General features: G+C 43.7%; 18 protein-coding genes and 1 rRNA gene. 14 read left to right on the forward strand and 5 right to left on the reverse strand.

Annotation, left to right across the window (positions count from 1 at the left end):
- The first annotated feature begins 106 nt into the window (after positions 1-106).
- The 8 genes from rrf to IEY67_RS25235 all read left to right on the forward strand — a co-directional run bounded on the left by rrf (position 107) and on the right by IEY67_RS25235 (position 6688).
- Positions 107-217, forward strand: a 5S ribosomal RNA gene (gene rrf / locus IEY67_RS21085).
- A gap of 169 nt (positions 218-386) precedes the next feature.
- Positions 387-1544, forward strand: coding sequence for a sensor histidine kinase (locus IEY67_RS21090; RefSeq protein ID WP_183672300.1), 1158 nt, complete (start codon positions 387-389; stop codon positions 1542-1544).
- A gap of 88 nt (positions 1545-1632) precedes the next feature.
- On the forward strand, positions 1633-2217 hold the full coding sequence (locus IEY67_RS21095; RefSeq protein ID WP_122354166.1) for a YceD family protein: 585 nt from the start codon (positions 1633-1635) through the stop codon (positions 2215-2217).
- A 12-nt stretch (positions 2218-2229) separates the two neighbouring features.
- Positions 2230-2415, forward strand: a complete 186-nt coding sequence (gene rpmF / locus IEY67_RS21100) for a 50S ribosomal protein L32 (protein ID WP_122354167.1) — start codon at positions 2230-2232, stop codon at positions 2413-2415.
- 106 nt (positions 2416-2521) lie between these two features.
- Positions 2522-3526, forward strand: a complete 1005-nt coding sequence (locus IEY67_RS21105; protein ID WP_122354168.1) for a beta-ketoacyl-ACP synthase III — start codon at positions 2522-2524, stop codon at positions 3524-3526.
- Positions 3510-4400, forward strand: coding sequence for a GTPase Era (gene era, locus IEY67_RS21110; protein ID WP_122354169.1), 891 nt, complete (start codon positions 3510-3512; stop codon positions 4398-4400). Before IEY67_RS21105 ends, era begins: the two co-directional genes overlap by 17 nt.
- A 24-nt stretch (positions 4401-4424) precedes the next feature.
- A complete protein-coding gene (gene der / locus IEY67_RS21115) occupies positions 4425-5738 on the forward strand; it encodes a ribosome biogenesis GTPase Der (protein ID WP_122354170.1) in 1314 nt (437 codons plus the stop codon).
- A 203-nt stretch (positions 5739-5941) separates the two neighbouring features.
- The gene (locus IEY67_RS25235; RefSeq protein WP_229801156.1) at positions 5942-6688 is read left to right on the forward strand and encodes a PI-PLC domain-containing protein; all 747 of its coding nucleotides are present in this window, start codon (positions 5942-5944) and stop codon (positions 6686-6688) included.
- A gap of 158 nt (positions 6689-6846) precedes the next feature.
- On the opposite strand, the gene IEY67_RS21130 is transcribed toward IEY67_RS25235, so the two are convergent.
- From IEY67_RS21130 to IEY67_RS21145, 4 genes are all read right to left on the reverse strand, one after another.
- Positions 6847-7317 carry a hypothetical protein gene (locus IEY67_RS21130; RefSeq protein WP_122354182.1) on the reverse strand — a complete coding sequence of 157 codons (471 nt, stop codon included), beginning with the start codon at positions 7315-7317 and terminating at the stop codon, positions 6847-6849.
- A gap of 428 nt (positions 7318-7745) precedes the next feature.
- The gene (locus tag IEY67_RS21135) at positions 7746-9509 is read right to left on the reverse strand and encodes a DUF4091 domain-containing protein (RefSeq protein ID WP_183672301.1); all 1764 of its coding nucleotides are present in this window, start codon (positions 9507-9509) and stop codon (positions 7746-7748) included.
- 238 nt (positions 9510-9747) lie between these two features.
- Entirely contained in the window at positions 9748-10818 is a 1071-nt protein-coding gene (locus tag IEY67_RS21140; protein ID WP_122376424.1) for a TIGR04133 family radical SAM/SPASM protein, read from the reverse strand.
- A gap of 18 nt (positions 10819-10836) precedes the next feature.
- Complete coding sequence (locus IEY67_RS21145; protein ID WP_183672302.1) at positions 10837-11655, reverse strand: radical SAM-associated putative lipoprotein; 819 nt, start codon at positions 11653-11655, stop codon at positions 10837-10839.
- Between the two features lie 113 nt (positions 11656-11768).
- On the opposite strand from IEY67_RS21145, the gene IEY67_RS21150 reads away from it, so the two are divergent.
- Together IEY67_RS21150 and IEY67_RS21155 are read left to right on the forward strand one after the other, a co-directional pair.
- The gene (locus tag IEY67_RS21150; protein ID WP_122376426.1) at positions 11769-13616 is read left to right on the forward strand and encodes an ABC transporter ATP-binding protein; all 1848 of its coding nucleotides are present in this window, start codon (positions 11769-11771) and stop codon (positions 13614-13616) included.
- A gap of 73 nt (positions 13617-13689) precedes the next feature.
- Positions 13690-16119, forward strand: coding sequence for a glycoside hydrolase family 95 protein (locus tag IEY67_RS21155; protein ID WP_183672388.1), 2430 nt, complete (start codon positions 13690-13692; stop codon positions 16117-16119).
- Here the strand turns inward: IEY67_RS21155 and IEY67_RS21160 are convergent.
- Positions 16116-17213 (reverse strand): porin, encoded by a 1098-nt coding sequence (locus tag IEY67_RS21160; protein WP_183672303.1) that lies wholly within the window; start codon positions 17211-17213, stop codon positions 16116-16118. The genes IEY67_RS21155 and IEY67_RS21160 overlap by 4 nt on opposite strands.
- Positions 17214-17438: 225 nt before the next feature.
- On the opposite strand from IEY67_RS21160, the gene IEY67_RS21165 reads away from it, so the two are divergent.
- The 4 genes from IEY67_RS21165 to IEY67_RS21180 are packed head-to-tail and all read left to right on the forward strand — an operon-like array spanning position 17439 to position 23832.
- A complete protein-coding gene (locus IEY67_RS21165; RefSeq protein WP_183672304.1) occupies positions 17439-18536 on the forward strand; it encodes a glycoside hydrolase family 88/105 protein in 1098 nt (365 codons plus the stop codon).
- A 37-nt stretch (positions 18537-18573) separates the two neighbouring features.
- Positions 18574-19263 (forward strand): SGBP N-terminal domain-containing protein, encoded by a 690-nt coding sequence (locus IEY67_RS21170; RefSeq protein ID WP_229801157.1) that lies wholly within the window; start codon positions 18574-18576, stop codon positions 19261-19263.
- 60 nt (positions 19264-19323) lie between these two features.
- Positions 19324-22362 carry a SusC/RagA family TonB-linked outer membrane protein gene (locus IEY67_RS21175; protein ID WP_229801158.1) on the forward strand — a complete coding sequence of 1013 codons (3039 nt, stop codon included), beginning with the start codon at positions 19324-19326 and terminating at the stop codon, positions 22360-22362.
- 12 nt (positions 22363-22374) lie between these two features.
- Entirely contained in the window at positions 22375-23832 is a 1458-nt protein-coding gene (locus IEY67_RS21180) for a RagB/SusD family nutrient uptake outer membrane protein (protein WP_183672305.1), read from the forward strand.
- The last annotated feature ends 6 nt before the right edge of the window (positions 23833-23838 follow it).

Consider the following 23838-nt stretch of genomic DNA (forward strand, 5'->3'; position numbering starts at 1 on the left):
GGTTGATATATCAGCAGGTGGTGGGTAGTAATACCTGTCATAAGCTCAAAGAAAATGAGTTACGTTAAAAGTAACGTTGTCCAAAGTCAAACATCTTAAAAGGTATTAAGGTGGTTATAGCGTTGGGGATCCACCTCTTCCCATTCCGAACAGAGAAGTTAAGCCCAACCACGTCGATGGTACTGCGTAAAAGTGGGAGAGTAGATAGCCGCCGTTTTAGTAAGCGAGAGCTGAAAGGTAGAAGGAGTTCATTCGAAAGAGTGGACTCCTTTTTGCATTTATCATAGGTTCACTTTTTTCTAAAATTGAATCTTTATTCTTCTTCCTTTTTATAATAATGTATCCTATTTTCCGTTCTAATATACATTGAGCATGAATTTTAGATTATGAGCAGTATATATGATTCCCGGCAACGGCTGAAATATCTTTTTATTTTAATTGCCACATTGATTGCGATCGTATCTGTGTTCGTTTCTGATAAACTTGTGAAGAGTTTGGCACAGGAAGAACGCCAGAAGGTTGAGATTTGGGCAGAAGCGCAACGTATGATCGCTTCTGAAACGAATGGGTCGAATATGGCTCTTATCCTCAAAATTCTGGAGAGTAATACGACTATCCCTGTTCTTTGGTGTAATGAAAAGGATAGTGTCATCGCTGAGAAGAATATCGAACTTCCCGAAAAGGAGGTCGACCAGTTTCTCAAAAATAAGGTACGTGAATTAAAGAGTAAGAATCCTCCCATTCTGATCGATATGCAGGATGGAACTTTCCAGTATCTGTATTATGATGATTCCATTATCCTGAAAAGGCTTCTTATTTATCCTTATGCCCAGTTGACGGTTGTATTCATATTTATCCTGATCGCTTTCCTTGCTCTTGCCAGCACGAAGAAAGCCGAACAAAATAAAGTATGGGTCGGACTATCCAAGGAAACAGCCCACCAGCTCGGAACCCCTATATCTTCGCTGATCGCGTGGGTGGAATATCTCCGTACCAAAGAAATAGATCCGTCGTTGCTCAGTGAGATGGAAAAAGACGTGAAGCGTTTGGAGATGATTGCAGAACGTTTCTCAAAGATCGGATCCAATCCGGACCCAATGCCTGTCAATATCAGTAATTCGATCTGTACGGCTTTAAATTACATGGAAACGCGCATTTCTTCCAAAGTAAAGATATATACTCATCTTCCGGAAAAACCGGTATTGGTTTTAATGAACGATTCTTTATTTGCCTGGGTGATTGAGAACCTGACAAAAAATGCAGTGGATGCTATGGAAGGACGGGGTGAAATCACTTTCCAGGTAGAAGAACGCGATAAGACGGTACGTATCGACATTACGGATTCAGGTAAAGGCATTCCCAAATCAAAATACAAAACAGTTTTCAATCCGGGCTATACGACCAAGAAACGCGGATGGGGGCTCGGGCTGTCTTTGGTTAAGCGTATCATTGAATCTTATCATGGAGGTAAGATATTCGTTAAGAACTCGGAAGTCGGAAAAGGTACGACATTTCGTATAGAGCTTCGGAAATATAGAGGCTAATTCATTCGATAATAAAAAATAACTGTAAAGGTATTGCATTTGTGTTTAGTTTTTTCGTACCTTTGCAAGGTTTTTACACTAAAAGGCTTTGGGAAAATTTAAATTATATAATGTAGATTTGAAAAATCTCGCTCCAGGAGTACACGAATTCGAGTATTTACTGGAGAACAAGTTTTTTGTGGACATTGACGGAGATGAAGTCCAGAAGGGCAAAGTCAAGGTTCACCTGACGGTGAAACGTACGTCAGTGGCTTTTGAAATGAACTTTCAGATTGAAGGTGTAGCAATCGTTCCGTGCGACAGATGTCTGGACGACATGGAGATCCCGGTTGATACCCATAATCGCTTGGTGGTGAAGTTCGGTAAAGAATATGCCGAAGAGAGCGACGAAGTGGTAGTAATACCCGAAGAGGAAGGTGCTATAAATCTGGCATGGTTCCTTTATGAGTTTATTGCATTGGCAGTACCGATGAAGCATGTACATGCTCCGGGCAAATGCAATAAGACTATGTCGACGAAGCTGAAGAAGCACACTGCTAAAAGTACAGATGACGGAGATGATGATTACGAAGAAGAAGAAGTGGACGATATTTCCATGGATGATGACGTAAGCGGTAATTCTGATCCTCGCTGGGATGCCCTGAAAGGTTTAATAGAGAATGATAACAATTAAATAAATTAAAACATGGCACATCCTAAAAGAAGACAAGGTAAGACAAGAACAGCCAAGAGAAGAACTCATGACAAGGCTGTCACTCCAACAATGGCTATTTGCCCGAACTGCGGCGCATGGCATATTTATCACACTGTATGCGGCGAATGCGGCTACTACAGAGGTAAATTAGCTATCGAAAAAGAAGCAGCTGTGTAAGTTTGTCACGAACATAACAGGTTCTGATAAACGAAAGAAATAGCCCTAAAAGTATTTTTAGGGCTAATTTTTTAATTGGGATATAGTCTCTATTATTTTTTAAGTTATGGATAAATTAAATGCGGTTATAACAGGTGTAGGCGGATACGTTCCTGAAGATGTATTGACAAATGAGGATATCTCGAAGTTGGTCGATACGACGGATGAATGGATCATGACACGTGTTGGTATCAAAGAACGCCGAATTTTGAAAGGAGAGGGCGTAGGAACCTCTTACATGGGCATACGTGCTGTGAAGCAACTGCTTGAGAAAACGAATGTAAACCCGGAAGAGATAGAAGTGATTCTGACGGCTACTACGACAGCCGATCATCATTTCCCAACTACCTCTTCGATCATCGCTTACCATACGGGATGCAAGAATGCAATGACTTTCGATTTGCAGGGTGCTTGCGCAGGTTTTCTGTATGGTCTGGAAACAGGTGCAAACTATATTCGTTCGGGACGTTATAAGAAAGTAATTGTTGTTGCCGGTGATAAGATGACATCGATTACTAATTATGAAGATCGTTCGACTTGTCCTTTGTTTGGCGATGCTTGTGGTGCCGTCCTACTGGAACCGACAACGGAAGATGTCGGTGTTATCGATACGATCTTGCGTACGGATGGTACAGGCTATTCTCACCTGATCATGAAATCGGGTGGCTCGGCATATCCTTCCAGCCATGAAACTGTTGATAATCGTGAACATTTCGTTTTCCAGGATGGTAAATATGTATTTAAGTATGCTGTTTCTTATATGGCCGATGTGGCTGCTGAGATAGCAGAGAAAAATAACTTGACTCACGACGATATTACATGGATCGTACCTCATCAGGCCAATTTACGCATCATCGATGCAACTGCAAAACGCTTGGGTGTGGATATGGAGAAGGTAATGATCAATATCCAGAAATACGGTAATACAAGTGCCGGAACAATTCCTATCTGCCTTTGGGAGTGGGAAGACAGGCTGAAGAAAGGGGATAACCTGATCCTGGCTGCATTCGGTGCCGGTTTTACCTGGGGTGCAATTTATCTTAAATGGGGTTATAATGGAAAACAAGCATAAGTCCGGCTTTGTTAATATTGTCGGTAATCCTAATGTAGGGAAGTCTACGCTGATGAACCGTCTGGTGGGGGAACGTATCTCCATCATCACATCGAAGGCTCAGACTACCCGCCATCGTATCATGGGGATTGTGAATACCGACGATATGCAGATCGTGTATTCAGACACGCCGGGAGTCCTGCATCCGAACTATAAGTTGCAGGAATCTATGCTGAATTTTTCGGAGTCGGCACTAGGTGATGCCGACGTGTTACTCTATGTGACCGATGTCGTTGAGACAATCGATAAAAATGAAGAGTTTCTTCAACGGGTAAAAACGGTAGAATGTCCGGTCCTGTTGCTGATCAATAAGATCGATACAAGTAATCAGGCCGAACTGGAAAAGCTGGTCGCCCATTGGAAAGAGATACTTCCGAAGGCAGAGATCATTCCGATCTCAGCGCTTTCGAACTTCAATATTGATTATGTGAAGCAACGGGTGGAGACTTTGATGCCCGAATCTCCCCCTTATTTTGAAAAAGACGCACTTACCGATAAACCGGCCCGCTTCTTTGTGACGGAGATCATTCGCGAGAAGATACTCCTGTACTATCAGAAGGAGATTCCGTATGCGGTGGAAGTCGTTGTAGAGCTGTTTAAGGAAGAAGAAGAAATGATTCACATCAAAGCGCTCATCATTGTGGAACGGGATTCCCAGAAAGGGATTATCATCGGGCATAAGGGACAGGCTCTGAAAAAGGTCGGAGCGATGGCCCGCAAGGATATTGAACGTTTCTTTGATAAGAAGGTATTCCTGGAAATGTTTGTCAAGGTAGAAAAAGACTGGCGTAACAGGGATAACATTCTGAAGAATTTTGGTTATCAGCTGGATTAATAACAGCGTACAGAAAGGAAATTTATGGGAAATATTGTAGCAATCGTTGGTAGGCCCAACGTAGGAAAGTCCACCCTGTTCAACCGTCTGACACAATCGCGTCAGGCTATCGTGAACGATGAAGCAGGGACTACCCGCGACCGTCAATACGGTAAAGTGGACTGGACCGGTAAAGAGTTTTCGCTGGTAGATACAGGCGGATGGGTAATTAATTCGGATGACGTTTTTGAAGAAGAGATAAACAAACAGGTACAGGTCGCACTCGATGAAGCAGATGTGATCTTGTTTGTCGTAGATGTATTGAACGGTATTACCGACCTGGATATTGAAGTGGCTAAGATTCTGCGCCGCAACAAGAAGCCGGTTATTGTTGTTGCTAATAAGGCAGACAATTTTGAGATGCACGCTGCTTCTGCGGAGTTCTATTCATTCGGTTTGGGTGATCCTTTCTGTGTATCGGCTATCAACGGTTCCAACTCGGGCGACCTGTTGGATAAGATCATTGAAACGCTTCCTGAAGACAAACCGGAGGAATTAGAAGAAGAACTGCCCCGTATTGCCATCATCGGCCGTCCGAATGCCGGCAAGTCTTCCCTAATCAATGCGTTTATCGGCGAAGAGCGTCATATCGTAACGGATATTGCCGGTACGACCCGCGATTCGATCTATACGAAATACAATAAATTCGGCCTGAATTTCTATTTGGTAGATACAGCCGGTATCCGTAAGAAAGGAAAAGTGAACGAAGATCTGGAATATTATTCTGTGATCCGTTCGATCCGTGCTATTGAAAATTCCGATGTCTGTATCTTGATGGTGGATGCCACCCGTGGTATCGAGAGTCAGGATCTGAATATATTTTCTTTGGTGCAGAAGAATAAAAAGGGTTTGGTTGTTTGTGTAAACAAATGGGACCTGGTGGAAGATAAGAGCCAGCAAGTGATCGACAGTTATACGAATGCCATCCGTGAGCGTTTGGCTCCGTTTACCGATTTCCCTATTCTGTTTATCTCGGCGTTGACCAAGCAGCGTATCCTGAAAGTGTTGGAAACGGCTAAAGAAGTCTACGACAACCGCCAGAAACGTATTCCTACAGCGAAATTGAATGAGGTCATGTTGCCGATCATCGAGAACTATCCGCCTCCTGCATGGAAAGGAAAGTATATCAAGATCAAATATATTACCCAATTGCCTGCCGGATCTGTTCCTTCGTTTGTTTTCTTTGCCAACCTGCCGCAATGGATTAAGGAACCTTATAAACGCTTCCTGGAGAACAAGATACGGGATAACTGGGATTTCACCGGGACACCGATCAATATTTTCATTCGTGAGAAATGATTTTTGATAGAAATAATTTTTTACAACATAAGAAAAGCCGTTTCCTCTTTCGGGGAAGCGGTTTTTTCATGAATAGGCTATATAACAATCGTAGGGATATGTTACAGATATAACTTTGAATGTTTATATTTACGCATTATTAATATGAATGACGTGCATCTGAAGAATATGAAGAGGCATTGTTGATCGATAAAACTAGTATTATGATAAAATTAGGAACCCATAACTCAATGACTTACCTGACGCCTACAGGGGCACTTCAGGTATTGGCCTGGCCTACCGGAAAATGCCAGGATCTGACTATCGAAGAACAATATGAATTTGGTGTCAGACTTTTTGATCTGCGAATCCGTTTCGAGGATAAAGACACGCCTTATTTTGCACACGGATTTTTAGAGTTTCGCAAGAAAAAAGTGACGGATGTTCTTGACTTCTTAAACGGGAAGCGGGATTGTGTCGTTAATCTGGTAATGGAAAGTTTTGGTAAAGTGCAGGATACTCAGGATGCCTTTTTCGTTGATTTCTGCAAGATGTCCGAAGCCACCTATAAAGAGATTACTTTTATTGGCGGATGGAGTAAATTCCCGTCGAGTGGACATTCCCTTTATACTTTTGCCCCCAAAGAGCGGATTCAAAAAAACGAAGTCTATAAAGTGTTTACTTTGTTGAATCAAGGGATCCAGGAAGGCAAGTCTGAGATCCAAAATCCTAGCGGTAACGGGAAGGATGTCCTGAAAAAGATCGTCGACGGAGGTGTTGAACTTCTGAAAAGCCCTGTGTTCTTTGCACAACAGAACAATCCGGAATACTGGAAGAACGTAAATGAAGATTCGTATACAATGATGGACTTTGTCCAGATCGGAGCTTCGGATGACTATCTGTCCAAATTGCCTGCATCATTGCAGGAGAGGATACGTCAACTGGCAAAGACCAGACCGAAGTTTGAATAGAGCTTTGTAAGAATAAAAAAGGTTGTAAGTGAAAGGATATTTCCGTTTCTTACAACCTTTTTTGGGTAGTTAGGAAAAAAATATATTATCCTTTATTCGATTTCCGGAAACTGGTTTACACCGTTAAAAAATGCTTTCCGGATTTCCGGAAGGCGACTTCACTTATTGGAGTCTTCTTTTTCTTTGGAAAATTGTTTCAAAAGATATTCCACATTTATATAATGACGGGTATATTCTGCATGCATCTTTCTTATAACCGAACTGGCAGACGCCATTTGTGCAAGGAATTGTAGATGTTTACCCAGAGAAACATTCATCTCTAATCTTTCTTTTTTGGGGATAGAATCCTGCACGGAACAGATTCCGCAGGCCGTTTGTATTTCCAGCATGCCTTCGTCCCATGCATGTTGCGTGTATTTACATAATATTCCGAGGTTTCTCTTCAACTCTTTACGGAGTATGTTCAATACTTCGAATTCATTGCGATGAGGGGAACATGCGCTCGGATTAATCAGACGGGCCAGTTTGAGGTAAAAATCTTTTAGTTCCTCTTCGGAAAGGGGAGAGGGGTTTCCACTTAGCTTTTGCAAGTCTTCACTTTGTTGGACAGTTAAAAAATCTGTTTCCATACCTATTAATATTAGATGTGAAGGCGAATATTTTCTGAATATAAGAGCGGTTCCGCCTGTCCCGTTGCATTTCATCATTCTTCCGAAGACAGTAGATGCATTAACATTCTACACGGGGGTACGGAACCGCCATATAGAATGGTCGCAGGCGGGCATAAAAATGCCCGCTACGATAGAAGGCGGGATTTCCCGTCTTCGGAATATTTAATGAAATGCACGACAAATATACGGTAATAATTAAAGCCTGCAATGAAATAGATGTAATCTTTATCAGAAAAATTTATGCTTTTATCTCATAGGGCTTTTGGCTTTTTAGAATATTTCCGGCTTTTTCTGAATATAATAGGATATATATTTCTTAAATAAAAAGCCGGTGTGTTAACCCTAATGACACACCGGCTTCTCATTATTTTTTGAAGAACAATTTATCAATACGAATTCAGCACCTTGTTCAATTCGTTCACCATTTCCGTAGCCGACTTTTGTGTTTCAGCCAACCCTTCCGGGGTAAACATGGCAACAGTCTTGTTCAATTTTTCCAGTTTGCCGCCTTTCAACTCTTTGCGGAGGATACGGATCTTTTCTGCATCCTGAAGACCTTCTACCAGACGTTCGAAACGGATACTGCTGCGAGGACCCGGATAGATACTGTACGTATCGCCGGCAGCCCAGGTACGGAAACGGGAGTCGCGCAACGGATCTTTTGTCCAGCTGTTGACAGCCCAGCGCAGATAACCGTCGTAACCTCCGGCAACAGCGTGCAGGATTGTCCACGGAGCTTCTGCCGGCTCAGAGAAGGTAAATGTATTCGGGAAAGCCTCCGAGCAGCAAGTGTAAACGGTACTGATCTGGCCTTTGCGGTCGCGTTCAGCTTTTACGTCTTCCGGGAATTTGTGGCCGTAGGGGATACTCAGGTAATACAGGTCGCCTTGTATCTCTTTATGATAGTTTCCAGCCAGCGTGATCTTAAATTCAGGGTCAGCTTGCTTGATCACCTTGATGGCTTCTTGCATGGCTTCCAACGGACGTTCATCCATAGAAATCGCAGTCTTTTCAAACCAGCCTTTTGCACGCAGGTGGCGGGAGAAATCTTTCAGGAAAGAACCCCAGTAGTCGGCGTAAGCTGCATCACCCGGTTTGGCTTCGATGAACTGGATGCGGTTGGTTGCCTGGTCGTAATAGTCGAAGCTGAGCGCCCACGGGATCATCGTATAGCAGCTGATCAGATCCTTGATACCCACTTCGTTCATCATAAATTCGACCCATTTATCGAAGACCGTATAATCGTATTCCCATGTGCCGTCAATCTTTTTCATGCGGAATACCATACTGTCGAAATGATCTTCCGTCTGTCCGGCCCACGGTTTGTGCATGATACTGGTCGTGATGGCACGTTGTCCGGCGTTAGCCAGCATCTTCATGATCGGAAGCATTGCATCGAAATGTTCCTTGCTCCAGAGAGGCACGTTGTAGAAACGGGCAACGGAGTATGGGTTTTGCCACAAATCCAGATGGAATTTCCAGTCCTGCGGTTCAGGCAAGGTACGGTTCAAGACGTCTATTTCAACCTGCAGGTTCATCGGCTGGAAGTTTTTACCTGAAACGGTCAGCGTTCCTTTATATTTTCCGGGGCGTGCATCCGACGGTACCCATACATTCATCCAGATAGGTTGTGTCGTACGGGCCTTGATGTCGTGCATTTTTACGATATCAAGCACGTCGGCAACAATCGAAGAATCCCATTCTGCTTTATTTTCACGGTGTCCGCAGCCGCCGTTACGTTCTTTATTCAATTCGTCGGTCATGACGTAGCGTACGAAATTGGTTGTGACGGCAGAGGCCGGGATGACTGACGAGCCGTTCTTCAGCTCACTGACTGTGATGGTCGCATCCGACAGGTCGTTGGTAGTCCATAGAACAGCCTGTGCATTCACCCGTTCCCCTTTCCAGGCTTTTGTCTGCCAGCGGGAATTTTTAGTAACGGTCGGGATGCTGAGTTTCGGATAACGTACATCCGTACTTGCCCAGCTTAGTTGCGTAGGTGTGGTTATTTTATTCCAGACAGCCTCACTATCGTGTGGCTTGGTGTCGGTTAGTTCGGTGTAATCGGTGGTAACTTTATAATCCGATTGCTGCGCGTAACAGACCGGGCCTAGCGTTAGCAGGGCACAAAGGATAAGCGAGTTTTTCATGTATAAATGTTTTAGAAGTTTATTCGGGGGATAAAGATAGGAAAAAGATGGGATATTGTACCAAAGGCTATTGCTGCAAAATTATTTATTTCGGTTTTTGTCTGAAATAGACCCCCCTTTTCCAGTTGACAAGTGACAGTTGACAGATGACAGTTTTTTCGGCTTTCAGCCGACTTAATTTACCGAGCGCGAAGCCTAACTGTCAACTGTCACTTGTCAACTGTCAACTGGAAAAAGTTTACTTGATCCTGTTATAATGGCAAAACAGCAGGTTGCCGTCATCATCATATAAGTGCATGCCGTTGCCTTCACAGTATCTGTACATTTTGCAGTCGGCACACTGGCCTTTGCGCGTCCATTTGCGGTTACGGTAAGGCTTGAACTCATTGTTCCAGATGTCGATGAATTTGTCTTTGTAGATATTTCCCTGATGGAAGTTGGCACGGATACTCGGACAACCGGAAATGGAACCATCCGCCAGAACCGATGCTGTGCTGATACCTGCGTTGCATTGGAAGATCGAATCGCGTACTTCCGCTTCGTAGTTTCCGAGAAAACCTTCACATCCGTAGCTGACCTGTATCTTTCCTTCTTTCCGGCAGTAACGGATGAAGTTGAGCAGCCAGGTAAACTGTTCGTTGTCCAGTTGCAACTCTGCTTCTTCGGCGGCACGTCCGACCGGGAAGATCGTAAATAGCCGCCATTGCTTAACTCCCATTTCAACCAGGAACTCCTTGAAAAGTTTCAGGTCCTTGAAATTTTTCTGATTGACGCAGGTTACGACATCCCAGATGATTTCCTTTTCTTCTGCCAGCATGCAGATGGCATTGACTGCATTTTCGAAGCTTTTCGGGTGACGGCGCAACCAGTTATGTGCTTCTTCAAAGCCGTCGAGGCTGATTGTTGCCGAATGAAGTCCGGAAGCCAATAACGAATCGAGCCGTTCGCGGGTTAGCAACAGGCCGTTTGAAACGATTCCCCAGGGATAACCCCGGCGGTAAAGTTCCATCCCGCAGGTCTCGATATCTTTGCGCACCAGCGCTTCGCCTCCGGTAAAGATAACCAACACCTTATTCGGTTCCACGAAAGGGGTGATATCATCCACTACTTTCAGAAAATCCTCCATCGGCATATCCTTCATGCCTGCCGATACATGGCAATCGCTGCCGCAATGACGGCAGGATGCATTGCATCGAAGCGTACATTCCCAAAAGAGCGTGCGTAGTTCGTGTAATTTGGCTTTGTTCCTCCTGATGCTTCGGGCGAGTTCCAGAGCGATGCGCTTACGAAATCCGGGGCGTTTGTCCATCCTTATCGTTTTTAGTTACTATTTCTTTTTCAGAGTGAAGTTTACTTCTTTTGATCCTTTTCCGATCAGCATCCCTTTACCCCCTGACAATTCAATTTCTGCAAAGTTAATAATTTCTGATTTCATTTCATAGGAATTCCCGTATCCTTCTAAAGGTGATGTTTCGATCGTGTATTCTTCTATCGCCTCCAGGTCGCATGTGAAACTGTACATGCCATATTCGTTTGTAATAGCCAGATATTTTGAAGCATTGCCAGGGACATTCGGCAGCAGGGAGGGGGTAGTGCTGATGACTATGGCACCCATCGGATGACCTTCGTCGTTTGTGACCTGTCCATGGATCGTATAAAAAGCATGGGGCGCCTTATGTGTGTCGACATATCGGTCGAGCGTTATTTCCGTTTCCAGTGAAGCGGCTCCTTCATACCAGGTGCCTCCTCCTTTAAAATCTGCATTTCTGAATGAGACGAAAGAGGTCTTGGTTACGAACTGGCCGCCGTTATCTTCTTCATCGATATCTCTGGAAATCAGTTGGAAGGTATTTCTCGGAAAATCTCCTCTTTTCCACTGAAATTTTCCGTCTGAATCGGTGTAAAGCGTATCTTTCTGCATCCATCCGTTTTCAGGGATAGAATCGCTGATCTCTATTTGTATGTTCGCGATCGGGTAGCCTTGGTTGTCTACCACTTTCCCTTTGATCTCATAATCGGCGTAAGGAGAGCCGTATTCGCAAGTTCCCCCTTTATCGCAGGCAGCCAGTGAGAAACCCAGTAATGTGAGAAGTCCTGCCAGAAGTTTATTCATACTGATCAGGAACAATTGTTTTGCTTTATCCATAATAATGTTGTTTGTGTAGTGTTATATCTAATAGATGCAAAGATCGTAATAAACGTTGCACCACCTGTTTTTTATGAGTAACTTGCGCGCCGAATCCAATCGACTAAATAAACATGAAAGATTTTCTACGCATATTAAGGCGTTTTGTACCTCCTTATAAGAAGTATATGGTGTTGAATATTGTATTCAACATATTGTCTGCCATACTGAATCTTTTCTCTTTCGCACTGATCATTCCTATTTTGAATATATTGTTCAAGCTGAATGATGATGTGTATTCTTACAAAGCCTGGGTCTTTGATCCCTGGACATGGGAAAGCTGGAAAGGTACTCCCGAATTGATAAAAAACAATTTCTTTTGGTTCGTCAGCGACCTGATCGAAAAGGAAGGCGGTTCGTTTACTTTGATCGTTTTGGGAGCCTTCCTTATTATCTCCACTTTTTTGAAGGTGGGTACTATGTACATGGCTTTTTTTACAATGATTCCTATCCGTACAGGGGTTGTCCGTGATATTCGTAACCAGATCAATAAGAAAATAACCGAACTGCCGTTAGGTTTTTTCTCGGAAGAACGTAAGGGGGACATCATCGCCCGTGTGTCCGGTGATGTGAATGAAGTGGAAGCATCCATCATGAGTTCTTTGGATATGTTGTTCAAGAATCCGATTCTGATCATCATCTATCTGATCGGTATGATCGTGATCAGTTGGCAACTGACGATCTTCGTCCTGATACTCCTGCCGGTAGCCGGTTATATCATGGGACAGGTTGGAAAGAAGCTGAAACGCAAATCGTTGGAAGGACAGCAGATGTGGGGTGGCCTGATGAGCCAGATAGAAGAAACGTTGGGTGGCTTACGCATTATTAAAGCATTTAATGCCGAGAAGAAGATACAGACCCGTTTTGAGAACAGCAACGATCAGTTCCGCCGTATGACTAACCGTATCTATCGCCGCCAGCAGATGGCGCATCCGATGAGTGAGTTCCTGGGGACAGCAACGATTGCCATTGTGCTTTGGTATGGAGGTACTCTTATTCTTAGTAACAACAGTTCGATTGACGCATCTACTTTTATTTATTATCTGGTGATCTTCTACAGTATAATCAATCCGGCAAAAGATTTGAGCAAATCGGTTTATGCCATCCAAAAAGGGTTAGCTTCTATGGAACGTATCGATAAGATATTGAAAGCTGAAAGTGATATCAACGACCCGGTTCATCCTCAAAAGATTGCACTGCAAAAAGAAATACGATATAATAATGTCTGGTTTAAATATCAGCATGACTGGATCATAAAAGGCGTTGACCTGGAAATCCCCAAAGGGAAAACAGTTGCTCTGGTAGGCCAGTCCGGTTCCGGTAAAAGTACGCTGGTGGATCTGTTACCCCGTTTTTATGATGTGGAAAAGGGAAGCATTACCATCGACGGTACGGATATCCGTGATGCATCCCTTTATGACCTGCGTGGTCTGATGGGGAACGTGAACCAGGAAGCGATCCTGTTTAACGATACTTTCTTCAATAACATCTCTTTCGGTGTGGAAGGTGCGACACCGGAGCAGGTTCAGGAAGCTGCCCGTATTGCAAATGCCCACGAGTTTATCATGGCAAGTGAAGAAGGATATAACACAAATATCGGTGACCGCGGAGGAAAACTGTCCGGCGGACAACGGCAGCGTATCAGTATTGCCCGTGCTATATTGAAGAACCCACCGATACTGATCCTCGATGAAGCAACTTCAGCATTGGATACGGAGTCGGAACGCCTTGTCCAGGAAGCTCTGGAGAACCTGATGCGTAACCGTACCACCATCGTTATCGCCCACCGTCTTTCTACGATCCGTAATGCGGACGAAATATGCGTGATGCATGAGGGAGAGATCGTGGAACGCGGACGCCATGAAGAACTGTTGAATTTGAATGGGTATTATAAGAGACTGTGTGATATGCAGAGTTTCTGATACCGGATTAGAATAATTATTTTTATTTTATAATACTATGAACTCAATTCGATTAAAGGAGATAGGGCGGAAGATGATTCGTCCTTCTGTTGCCGTCTTATTGGTCTTACTGACAGCCTGCGATATGCCGGAAATGAAAACAGCCAACAAGATTGCTTATCATTTTGATGAACCTGCCCGTATCTGGGAGGAAACACTACCATTGGGAAACGGCCGCTTGGGAATGATGCCTGACGGAGGGGTCGACAAGGAGAACATTCTGTTGAATGAAATATCCATGTGGTCGGGAAGTAAACAGGATACGGATAATCCGCAAGCTGTATGGTCACTGGCGAACATACGTCGTCTGCTCTTTGAAGGAAAGAATGACGAAGCACAGGACCTGATGTATCGTACTTTTGTTTGTAAAGGTGCGGGTAGCGGTCAGGGGCAAGGTGCCAATGTACCGTATGGCAGTTATCAGTTGCTGGGAAATCTCGTTCTGGATTATATCTATGTTGGTGATTCGGATTCAGTGGCTGCTTACCGGAGGGAACTGAATCTGAATGATGCGATCGCTTCAACTTCATTCCGTAAAGGAAAAGTGAACTACAGCCGTGAATCGTTTACCTCTTTTTCCGGAGATCTGGGGGTGGTACATCTGGTGGCGGATGCTGATAAGGCGCTTAATTTCACGGTAGGCATGAACCGTCCCGAGCATTATGCATTGTCGGTCGACGGCAAAGACTTGCTGATGAAAGGCCAGTTGCCCGACGGTGTGGATACATTGGAGATGAAAGGTACCAAATATGCAGCACGTGTACGTGTTGTCCTGCCGAAAGGAGGCTCGCTTATCCCCGGGGATAGTTCGCTGACTGTTCAGAATGCTTCCGAGGCTATTCTTTTGGTAAGCATGGCTACCAATTATAAGAATGAAGGATTCGAGGATCAGATATTCTCGTTGTTGGCTGAATCGGAAAGAAAAGATTATCCGACTTTAAGAAAAGAGCATGTGAATGCCTACCGTTCCTTGTTTGACCGGGTCGAACTGGATCTGGGACGTTCCGAAAGGGACGATATGCCGATCGATGAACGTTTGCAGGCTTTCCAGCAAGACCGGAACGATCCCTCATTGGGTGCGCTTTATTTCCAGTTCGGACGTTATCTGCTGATCTCTTCGACCCGTACCGGTTCGTTACCTCCCAATCTTCAGGGATTGTGGTGTAATACGATCAATACCCCCTGGAACGGAGATTATCATTTGAATATCAACTTTCAGATGAATCATTGGCCTGCAGAAGTGGCCAACCTTTCCGAACTGCATCTTCCGATGACGGAATGGATCAAACAACAGGTAGAAAGTGGAGAGCGTACGGCGAAAGTCTTTTATAATGCCCGTGGATGGGTGACTCATATCCTGGGAAATGTATGGGAATTTACGGCTCCGGGCGAGCATCCTTCGTGGGGGGCGACCAATACCTCTGCTGCGTGGCTTTGTGAACATCTGTTCACCCATTATCAATACACACTGGATAAAGAATATCTGAAAGAAGTATATCCGGCAATGAAAGGGGCGGCCCTGTTCTTTACGGATATGTTGGTACGTGATCCCCGAAGTAATTATTTGGTAACGGCTCCTACTACTTCGCCGGAAAATGCTTATCGCATGCCGAACGGTAAAGTGGTGCATATCTGTGCCGGATCGACAATGGATAACCAGATCGTTCGCGAGTTATTTACCAATACGATTCAAGCCGCCAACATTCTCGGTGTCGATTCTGCTTTTTGTCAGGAGCTGGCTGATAAACGTTCCCGTTTGATGCCGACTACGATCGGTAAAGATGGCCGTATCATGGAATGGCTGGAACAATTTGAAGAGGTAGAACCTCATCATCGCCATGTCTCTCATCTGTATGGCCTGTATCCGGGAAATGAAATTTCGATGGAGCATACACCTGAACTGGCTGAAGCAGCCCGTAAGACCTTGGAGGCCCGTGGTGATAAAAGCACCGGTTGGTCGATGGCCTGGAAGATCAATTTCTGGGCACGCCTGCATGATGGCGACCATGCTTATAAATTGCTGGTAGACCTGCTTCGTCCTTGTGTGGAGAAGGGGACGAACATGGTGAACGGAGGCGGTTCTTATCCGAACCTGTTCTGTGCGCATCCGCCTTTCCAGATCGATGGTAATTATGGCGGTTGTGCCGGTATTGCCGAAATGTTGATACAGAGCCAGACCGGAAATATAGAGTTGCTTCCTGCTTTACCGTCTGCTTGGGAGACCGGTAGTTTTAAAGGCTTAAAGGTACAGGGTGGCGGCGAAGTTTCAGCTAAATGGGCGGAAGGGCAACTGACAGAAGCCGGATTGAAAGCTACTGTACCGGGAACATTCCGGATCAAGCTTCCCGCTCAATCGGCAAATCTGAGTATCAAAATGAATCAGAATCCGGCATCCCTCCCTGTTATCGACGGTATGCTGACAGTAGATATGAAGGCTGGGGATTCGTTGTTATTACAGTTCTAGAATAAAGGTATTTTATATACAAACCCGATGGAAAGGCGTCCGGTGTTCTCGACAGAGGCATCGAGCGCCTTTGCTCTTTCTGTCAGACTGTAAGCCCGTCCGGTTCCGGTAATGAAAAGATGGAGATTATCGTCGCCCAGCGGGTAGAATTCGACACCTCCCTGATATCCCCAGGAAGTACGGTATTTGCCGGATTCGAATAGGTTGTTCGTTTTGTAGACAGAGGCTGTTTCATACATCCCTTTTACAAAAAGATTCCATTTCGGATGTATTTGATAGTTTAGTCGGGCTACCAGGGATAGATAGCCGGTATTGGCAATTTCGGCTCCCGATTCTTCATCTTCCGGTTCAAATTGTTCTGCTAACAATCCCAGCGGATCCATTTTCCCCCGTGTATACATGATGTCGAAATATCCGAGAAATTTACCGGCTTCTACCTGTTGTCCGCCCCAGACCATCCACATCCAGTTTCCTTTTGCTTGTTGTCCGGCGGTAACCGAATAGCGAAGCGATAACATTTCGTCCAGATAACTGCTGTTCCATCCCAGATTATAGAATGAAGGAGATTTGCTACGGTTCTCGTTACCGTTAGTCACTTGCAAACAGATTTCCTGTGTTTCGACGGGTTCATAACTGACTCCGATTCCGGTAAAATAACAATCCATCCAGTCGTTCATATCGCTGTAGTCATAAATCCGGTAAGGATACTCGTCATATTCAAATCCTCCCCAGGCAGCATCCTGTTTCCCGGCTGTCACGGAAAACTTCTCCGATAACTGGAAATTTACCCAGGCATTCTCGATATAGGAACCGAATCCGTTTGCCCGTACCCAGTCATTCCGGTAACAAAGAACCTGCCGGTAAGCATAAGAAAGCCAGGGGGTAACGGTTCCTGTCGCTTCCACTTTAAGATCATTCAGCAGAAAACGGTCCCGTTCCGCTTCTCCGGAAAGAGCTTCGTTGTAAGATCCATGTGTTTCCAGAAATAATTTGAAAGCTTCCGTATTGTTCGGGATTAATGGCTTTTGAGAAGAAGCGGTAAAAGTAGTCCCTGCCAGAAAGGCGGACAGGCAAAGTACCAGTAGTCGTTTCATGAATCTTTTTTCTGTTTGTTGATTTGGGGTGCAAAGATATATATAAACCGGCAACGAAACAATATAGGATACTTTTGCTCATTTGTTCTAAAAATTAGTACAGATCGCTTTTTCTTCTTCTCTTCGACATATATGGCAAAATGGGACAAAAGGATGATAATTCGGGCAAAAAGACTTTTTATTATCCATGTACATTTGAGCAAGAAATCACCTAAATCACAAGCCATGAAGTTGAAATTTGTTTTTATTAGCGTATTGACAATCCAGCTATGCTCCTGTTCATTATCCGGTGAAAAGAAGATAACCGGGGATGAAATTTATTCGCAGTCATTTATTAAAGAAAAGATGCTCGAGGTTTTTCGATGGCAGATTGGTCATCCGGTAGATCTGAATGCAGAACAGGAACAATGGGCTCGTTCCGTATTCTATTCAGGAATAATGTACGCCTACCAGACAACTTCCGACCCTGTTTATCTGGAACAGACCAAGAAATGGGCCGATGGATGGGATTGGAAAAGAGGACGCCGGTTTCGTCATGCGGATGATCTGGCTTGCGGACAGGCTTATTTGGATGTATATAAAGTAGAAAGCGATCCTAAAATGCTTTGGGGAATCCAACAGGCGGTAGACAGTCTGATTGCTGATCCGAAGCCCGGGCGTGTCGATTGGTGGTGGTGTGATGCTTTATATATGGAACCTCCGGTATTAGCCCGGTTGGCTGATATAACAGGAGATACTAAGTATTATGAATATCTTCAGGATATGTATTGGGATTCGACTGATTTTCTGTATAGTAAGGAAGATAGCCTTTTTTTCAGAGATAAACGTTATTTTAATGCATTGACTGCTAATGGACAAAAAGTGTTCTGGGGCCGCGGAAACGCCTGGGTGATAGGAGGACTGGCCCAACTGCTTTCACTTGTTCCGAAAAATAACCCTATTTATAAAGATTACCAGGAATTATATATACAGATGATGACGAAAATAGCTTCAGTACAGCAACCGGATGGCCTTTGGCGGGCCAGCCTTCTCGATCCGGATGAGGTTCCGGTAAAAGAAACCAGCAGCAGTACATTTTTCACTTTTGCCATGATCTGGGGAATCAATAACGGATTATTACCGCAGGATACTTATTTGCCGAAGGTGCGTCGGGCATGGACTGCTTTACTGGACTGTATCGACGAAAATGGTAAATTGGGATATGTACAGGCGATTGGGGCCAGTCCGGAAAATGTAAAAGCTTCTGACAACCAGGAATATGGTAGTGGAGCTTTTCTGATGGCGGCTTCCGAGATGTACAAGTTTGCAGAACGTGAGAAATAAAAGAATATATGTTTAACCTTTTTAGTTGTTTTGACACATGAAAAAACTAAGTATTTATTTCAGTGCATTTTTATGCCTGGTTTGCATTTGTTTTGGTTGTGGAAGTGAGGATGTGAGCGATTATCCACCTTCCAATATGCGTAGTATAGTCAGGTTTACCTTGAATCCGGCACAAAACGGGGGGAATGTGTATGTGCAGCATATAGCAACAATCGACCAAAGTAAAAAAACAATTACATTGAAATTGCCTCCTCATCTGGATTTGAAAAATATCCGTCCGGAGATTGTAGCAGCCCCCTGGAGTGATGTCACTCCTAAAAGTTTGGAGGCAATAGATTTTTCTGCAGATCTGATTGAATATACGGTTGTGGCCGAAAGTGGTAAAAAGGCCGTGTATGAGGTGATTAAGGATATGACATACCAGTATGCGGCATGTCAGCTATATGCCGTTACTTTCCCGGGAGTGGCTGATCCGGAAACAGGCGAACCGATCAGGGCGATCTGTAATGAAAATAATAAAACTGCGACTCTGAAAGTGCCCGCAAACACTGATATTACAAAACTGGTCCCGAAGTTTGAACTGTCTCCTGAATCATTTAATGCCTCGTTTGACAAGCCGGATGGGAAAGCATATGATTTTACGGACCCTGTTAAGTTTACTGTCACTTCGGAAGATGGAAAAAAGACAGCTACTTATACAATCACTGTGACAACAATACAAGAATAATAACAATAAATCCAGTACATAATGAACCACATTAATACATATAGACAGTTTTTGCTCTTTATGCTTTTTATAAGTATAGGGACTTTCCTTTCTGCCCAGAATATACAAGTTACCGGAACGGTGAATGACAAATTAGGCCCGATGGCAGGAGTCAATATCGTGTTGAAAGGAACGCAAACCGGAACCATGACCGATATGGATGGTAAATACTCTATTCAGGTACCTCCTACAGGTGTTTTGGAATTCACATTTCTTGGATATAATACACATACGGTAAATGTAAACAGCCGGGTAATTATCAATGTGAATATGGAAGAATCTTCCCAGGCGTTGGATGAAGTCGTTGTTGTCGGCTACGGTTCGATGAAAAAGAGGGATATAACCGGGTCTATTGTTTCTGTGAGTGACAAGGACTTGCAATCGAATGAACCTGTCAATATCGCATCTGCTTTGCAAGGGAAGGTATCCGGACTGGATATCATGAGTACTTCCGAACCAGGTACTGATGCTACATTTCGTATCCGTGGTACATCCACTTTAAGTGATGGAGGGTCCAACCCGTTGTTTATCGTTGACGGAATGGAAGTTTCAAGCATTGATAATATCAATCCGCGTGATATCGCTTCTGTTGAAGTTTTGAAAGATGCTGCATCAGCAGCAATTTACGGTTCCCGTTCAGCTAATGGTGTTGTAATCATTTCAACGAAGCAGGGACAAGAAGGAAAGGCTAAAGTTTCAGCCAACTATTCATTAAAACAATCGCGTATTGGAAAGAAATTAGCACAGATGAGCCGTTTACAAGGTATCCAGTATGAAACATTGCGTAATTTCCTGAATGGAAACTATACGACAATAGCCAATCGTGACTCTTTGAACCCCTCTATGACCGCTGATAATTTTTATCAGGATCTGCTGTTCAGACATGCCTGGACCAACCAGGTGGATGTCAGTGTATCCGGTGCGGAAAAGAAAATAAAATATTTTATCAGTGCCGGTTATCTGGGTGAGCAGGGGATTCAGATCAATACCTTTAACAAACGCCTGACCACCCGTATCAATGCGGATTATAATGCGACACCGCGATTGACTATCGGTAATCGTTTGGCACTGACTATTTCCAATCAACGGAGATCTACCAGTGAATCCCGGTCACGACTCCTCCAGCGGCCTGCTAATTATAATGTAATAGAACCTGACGGTAGTTACACTCCGATCCTTGCCAGTCGTAGTAACCCATTGGCTGAAAGTATGGTGGGGAAGAATAACTATAAAATATACAATCTGGATATATATGAATTTCTGGAATATAAGATATTAGATGAATTAAAATTCAAGGCAAGTATTGCCGGTAGTATCAATTTGCAAAAATATCAGAGCTTCCGTCCGGCTATCCTGGATGTAAATGAACGGCGTAAAGCAACTAATCAGGATGATACAAAGACCAGTTGGACGCACGAAGATGTACTGACCTATAACAAGACATTTAATAAAGATCATTCATTGACCGTATTGGGAGGTTTCAGTATCCAGGAATTTAAAACAGAAATGACAAAACTGGCTGTAGTGGATAATATCAGCGATGCCATTGAGATTTCCAATGCCTATGGTGGTGTAGATATGACCAATACGAAAGCGACCTGGACGGCAAACCGACTAGCTTCTTTCTTTGGACGTGTGTCTTATAGCTATAAAGGTAAGTATCTGTTTAATTCGAATTTGCGTTATGATGGTTCTTCCCGTTTCGGTACTGACAAACGTTGGGGATTTTTCCCTTCCGCATCGATCGGGTGGCGGTTCTCTGACGAGATTTTTATGCAATGGATGAAACCTGTGGTCAGTGACTCCAAATTGCGTTTGAGTTATGGTGTAACAGGTAATCAGGTAGCCGGAAATTTCTCGTCTTTGGGTTTATACACGACCAATTTTTATGCAGATATGCCGGGTATTTATCCGAACCAGTTGGAAAACAGGAATCTGGGATGGGAACAAACGAAGCAATATAATATAGGTCTCGATGTGTCTTTCCTGGATGGACGGATCGGATTAATAGCTGATTATTATAATAAAAAGACCTCAGATGTCCTTTATCAGGTAAAATTACCTCAGACATCCGGTTTTAGTAGTTCTTATCAGAATATCGGGGATGTGAAAAATACCGGTTGGGAGATTACGATCAATTCAACAAACATCGATACGAAAGATTTCCAGTGGAGTACCTCTTTGAATCTTTCTTTCAATAAAAATAAGATTGTTTCTATTCCGGAAGGTGGCCAGCAGTTTATCAATACCGTGTATATCCTTGATAAAGGCTATGCCGTAGGAACAATGTACGGTTGGAAAGCAAAAGCTATTTTCCCGTATGATGAATCCAACGCTTTTACTTCCGACTGGCGGCAATTGACTCCGATATTTGATGCGAAAGACCGTTTTACCGGATATGAGTTGGATGGAAAAGCCTATGATGGTGAGATCAAACAATATCGTTATAATACGGCCAACGGAGATGTATTCAAAGGTGGTGATGTGATGTGGGATGACGTGAATAAAGATGGTATTATCGATGCTAAAGACCGTCAGGTACTGGGGTGTGGTCAACCGGATGTGATCGGAGGTTTCAATAACGATTTTACCTATAAAGGTTTTACGCTTTCTTTATTCTTCTCATTTGCTTTGGGAGGGGATGTTTTCAATGCCTATGAACAGAGTCGTTCTGAACATAAATGGTCGGCTATTACCCGTGGAAATCCGGCCAATATAGCAAACTCATGGAAGGCTCCCGGTGATATTGCTAAGTTCCCGAAACCGAACGGTGCGGCTGTAATGGATAACACCCGTTTTGCCAGCAGTCTCTGGATTGAAGACGGCTCTTATATCCGTCTGAAGAATATCCGTTTGGCTTATGAGGTTCCCAGGAATATAGTGAAAAAGATCGGTCTTGAATCTCTGAGTGTATCGGCTATGATGCAGAACTTCTTTACCTGGTCGAACTATTCAGGATTCGATCCGGAATTACCTAGTAGCGGATTTTCAGTAGGTTATGATAATAATTCCTATCCGAAAGCAAAAGATATTTTGTTTGGCGTAAATGTTAATTTTTAAATGTATACAAATATGAAAAAGATATATGCAGTTTTCTTATCGGCTCTTTTGTTCACCTCTTGTCTGAATGACTTTTTGGATGTGAACCCAGTGAGCGACATTGCAACTTCTACTTTCTGGCAAACAGACAATGATGTGCGCGCCGCGTTGAATTCAATTTATGCAGATTTTCAGACGAATTATAATAAGAATAGCGGGGGGAATTATATGACCTGGTTTGAGATGCGTTCCGATAATTTTATTGGCACGACAGTCTCATCCAGTATGCCTACATTTGCGGCCAATACAAATAAACTGAATTCTTCCCATGCTTCTGCAGACTGGAATGTATGGTATAAATCAATTTCTACAGCAAATTATGCTTTGTATTATATTCCGGATGTGCAAGGTCTGACGGAAATTAAGAAGAATAATTATATGGCTGAGGCTTATTTTTTACGTGCTTTTTGTTATTTCAACCTGACGCGAATATGGGGAAATGTGCCTTTGATTGAAAAACCGACCCTTTCTTTGACGGATGTTGAAAAACCGACCCAGTCTTCTCAGGTCCAGATTTTGGAACTCATAGGGAAGGACCTGGGAGAAGCGGTTAAACTGGCAGATGAAGGATTGAATGATGTTTTTCGTTTTAATCCAGGAGCTTTATATGCTCTTTACACTGATTATGCCATGTGGATGCACGATTATGATAAAGCGATATTATATTCCGGAAAGTTGATGGATCTACAACGTTATTCACTGGTCAAAGGTACTGAGTTCGGACAGGTTTGTGCAGATGGTACGACTAGCGAAAATATCTGGACCATGAAATGGTCTTACCAGAATAACAAACAGAACTGGATCATTTATATGATGTGCCGTACGTCTGCCCCTCAGATGATCCCATCGGAAGGGGTAAAGAATTTGTGGAATACCGAGGAGTATCAGGCTGATCTTCGCCGATACCAGACGATCGATACGACAGTAGTCTATGCTTCCAATCATATTTCCAGTCCGAACGGGGATGCAGCCATCTGGAAGTGGCAACCTGGTGAACGGGTCATTGAAGCAAATGAAAAATATTTCCCATTCTATCGTTATGCCGATATTCTGTTGTTGAGGGCTGAGGCACTGAATAAGCAACAAAGGCAGGCTGAAGCTCTGGAACTTTTGAATATGATCCGTGAACGTGCCGGTCTGTCTCTGAAAACGATGAATGATTTTACACAAGCATCGGATAAGATACTAGCTATGGAAGATGCCATCTTACAAGAAAGACAACTGGAGCTATTAGGGGAGGGGCATCGTTGGTTTGACCTGATCCGTACGGGACGGGCCATGAAAGTAATGAACAACTATTTTGAGAACTATATTGAAGCGCAGACAAGTGATGTATGTCCTCGCTTCACAGAAGAATGGCAACTCTATTGGCCTGTTTATTATAACAATATACTGGAAAATGCGAATTTGGTTCAAAACGGTAATTATTAAAAAGAT

It is taken from the genome of Parabacteroides faecis (assembly GCF_014647375.1).
In the GTDB taxonomy this organism is placed as follows: domain Bacteria; phylum Bacteroidota; class Bacteroidia; order Bacteroidales; family Tannerellaceae; genus Parabacteroides; species Parabacteroides faecis.